The organism is Kitasatospora sp. NPDC048722 (assembly GCF_040650235.1).
Taxonomy (GTDB): Bacteria; Actinomycetota; Actinomycetes; order Streptomycetales; family Streptomycetaceae; genus Kitasatospora.
The window spans coordinates 1-2,678 of the sequence record NZ_JBEZGX010000154.1 but is presented as its reverse complement, the minus strand read 5'-3'; the positions used below and the strand labels follow the sequence as shown (position 1 = coordinate 2,678).

Below are 2,678 nucleotides of genomic sequence, written 5' to 3'. Positions count from 1 at the left end.
GCGGCGCCGAGGACCCGAATCCGGCCCGCCTCGACCTTCTGCACGCACGATCGCCAGCAACAGGGTGGTCTTGCCGCAGCCGCTCGACGCGGGGCGGCCTCCTCGCCGTCCGGACGGTCAGACCGCGGCGCCGCTGTCCGGCTCGAAGCGGATGACGACCGCCTTCGACGTGGGGGTGTTGCTGATGTCGGCCGTCGAGTCGAGCGGGACCAGCACGTTCGTCTCGGGGTAGTAGGCCGCCGCCCCGCCGCGGGCCACCGGGTAGTGGACCACCTTGAAGTGCGGGGCGCGGCGCTCGAGGCCGTCCTTCCACTCGCCCACCAGGTCGACGAACGCGCCCTCGGTCAGGCCGAGTTCGGCGGCGTCGGCCGGGTTCACCAGGACCACCCGGCGGCCGCCCTTGATGCCGCGGTAGCGGTCGTCGAGGCCGTAGATCGTGGTGTTGTACTGGTCGTGCGAGCGCAGCGTCTGAAGCAGCAGGCGACCCGGCGGGACCTCCGGGGCGGTCAGCGGGTTGACGGTGAAGTTGGCCTTGCCGGTGGCCGTCGGGAAGGTCCGGGAGTCGCGCGGGCCGTGCGGCAGGGTGAAGCCGCCGGGTCGGCGCACCTTCTCGTTGTAGTCCTCGAAGCCGGGCACGACCCGGGCGATCCGGGCCCGCAGGGTGTCGTAGTCGCCGGCGAAGTCCTCCCACGGCACCGTGTCCTCGGGGCCGAGGACGGTCCGGGCGAGACGGCAGACGATGGCCGTCTCGGACAGCAGGCCGGGCGCCGGCGGACGCAGGCCGCCGCGCGAGGCGTGGACCTGGCCCATCGAGTCCTCGACGCTGACGAACTGGGCGCCGTGCGCGGTGACGTCCCGGTCGGTGCGGCCCAGCGTCGGCAGGATCAGCGCGCGGGCGCCGGTGATCACGTGCGAGCGGTTGAGCTTGGTCGAGACGTGCACCGTCAGCCGGCAGCGCCGCATCGCGGCCTCGGTGACCTCGGTGTCCGGCGTGGCCGCGACGAAGTTGCCGCCCATCGCGAAGAAGACCCCGATCTTGCCGTCGCGCATCGCGCGGATCGTGTCCACCGAGTCGAGGCCGTGCTCGCGCGGCGGCTCGAACGCGAACTCCTTGCCGAGCGCGTCCAGGAACGCCTTGCTCGGCCGCTCGAAGATGCCCATCGTCCGGTCGCCCTGCACGTTGCTGTGTCCGCGCACCGGGCAGACGCCCGCGCCGGGGCGGCCGACGTTGCCGCGCAGCAGGAGGAAGTTGACCACCTCGCGGATGGTCGGGACGGCGTGCTTGTGCTGCGTGAGGCCCATCGCCCAGCAGACGATGATCTTCTCCGAGGCCAGCACGAGGCCGGCCAGCTCCTCGATCTGCTCCCACGGCAGGCCGGTCGCGGCCAGTACCTCGGCCCGGTCGGTCGCGCCGGCCTGGGCCTCGAACTCCTCGAAGCCGTGGCAGTGCTCGGCGACGAAGGCGCGGTCGACGCCGTCCCGCTCCAGGAGGATCCGGTTGAGCGCCCGGAACAGCGCGAGGTCGCCGCCGAGGCGGATCTGCAGGAACAGGTCGGTCAGCTTGGTGCCGTGGCCGACCAGACCGCGGGCGTTCTGCGGGTTCTTGAAGCGCTCCAGGCCCGCCTCCGGCAGCGGGTTGACGCTGACGATCTTCGCGCCGGCCCGCTTGGCGCGCTCCAGGGCGGAGAGCATCCGGGGGTGGTTGGTGCCCGGGTTCTGGCCGGCCACGATGATCAGGTCGGCCTGGTAGAGGTCCTTCAGACTCACGCTGCCCTTGCCGACGCCGAGCGTCTCGGTGAGCGCCGAACCCGAGGACTCGTGGCACATGTTGGAGCAGTCCGGCAGGTTGTTGGTGCCCAGGCGGCGGGCGAACAGCTGGTAGGCGAAGGCGGCCTCGTTGCTGGTGCGGCCCGAGGTGTAGAACGCGGCGCCGTCAGGGGACTCCAGGGCCCGCAGCTCCTCGGCGATCAGCGCGAAGGCATCGTCCCAGGAGACCGGGGTGTAGTGCGTCGCGCCCTCGTCCAGCAGCATCGGCTGGGTGAGGCGGCCCTGCTGGCCGAGCCAGTATCCGGAGCGCTCGGCCAGGTCGGCGACCGGGTGCGCGGCGAAGAACTCGGCCCGGATCCGGCGCTCGGTCGCCTCCTCGGCGACCGCCTTGGCGCCGTTCTCGCAGAACTCGGCGGTGTGGGTCTTGTCCGGCTCAGGCCAGGCGCAGCCGGGGCAGTCGAAACCGTTCGGCTGGTTCACCTTGAGGAGCGTGGCGAGGGTGCGGCGGGCGCCCATCTGCTCGGTGGCCATGCGGAGGCTGTGGCCGACGGCGGGCAGGCCGGCGGCCGCGTGCTGCGGCGCGGACACCTCGGGGGCGTCCTGCAGGGGGTCGCTCTGCGGGGCCTGCTTCGGCATGACTGCGCTCCTCGGCTCTGCTCTTCGGGCCGCCGCACCGTCGCGGGGGTCCGGGACCATCCTTCCACCTGGGGGATCGGGGTGGGAGGGGCGCTGTGCGGGTTCCGCTGTGCGGGGGTAGGGGTGGGGGTGGGGGTGCGGGGTGTGGGTGTGGGGGTGGGCTTTCGGGTGGGTGGGGTTCGCCGGGGGCGGCTCCGGGGGTGGCCGCTCCGGGGGCTGGATGATTTTCCGACTGCCGACTCTGTGGGTGGGGTGTTCTCGCCGTTGGCAGTCTG

At 72.6% G+C, this 2,678-nt stretch carries 1 protein-coding gene; it reads right to left on the bottom strand.

The genetic code is table 11. The features are described from left to right. Window positions 1–117: 117 nt before the first annotated feature. Window positions 118–2,403 carry an FdhF/YdeP family oxidoreductase gene (locus AB0C76_RS41200; protein WP_359975878.1) on the bottom strand — a complete coding sequence of 762 codons (2,286 nt, stop codon included), beginning with the start codon at window positions 2,401–2,403 and terminating at the stop codon, window positions 118–120. Window positions 2,404–2,678 lie beyond the last annotated feature (275 nt).

What these genes read in the sequence shown, in the direction of transcription:
- AB0C76_RS41200 (WP_359975878.1), bottom strand. Translation starts at nt 2,403, where the DNA reads ATGCCGAAGCAGGCCCCGCAGAGCGACCCCCTGCAGGACGCCCCCGAG.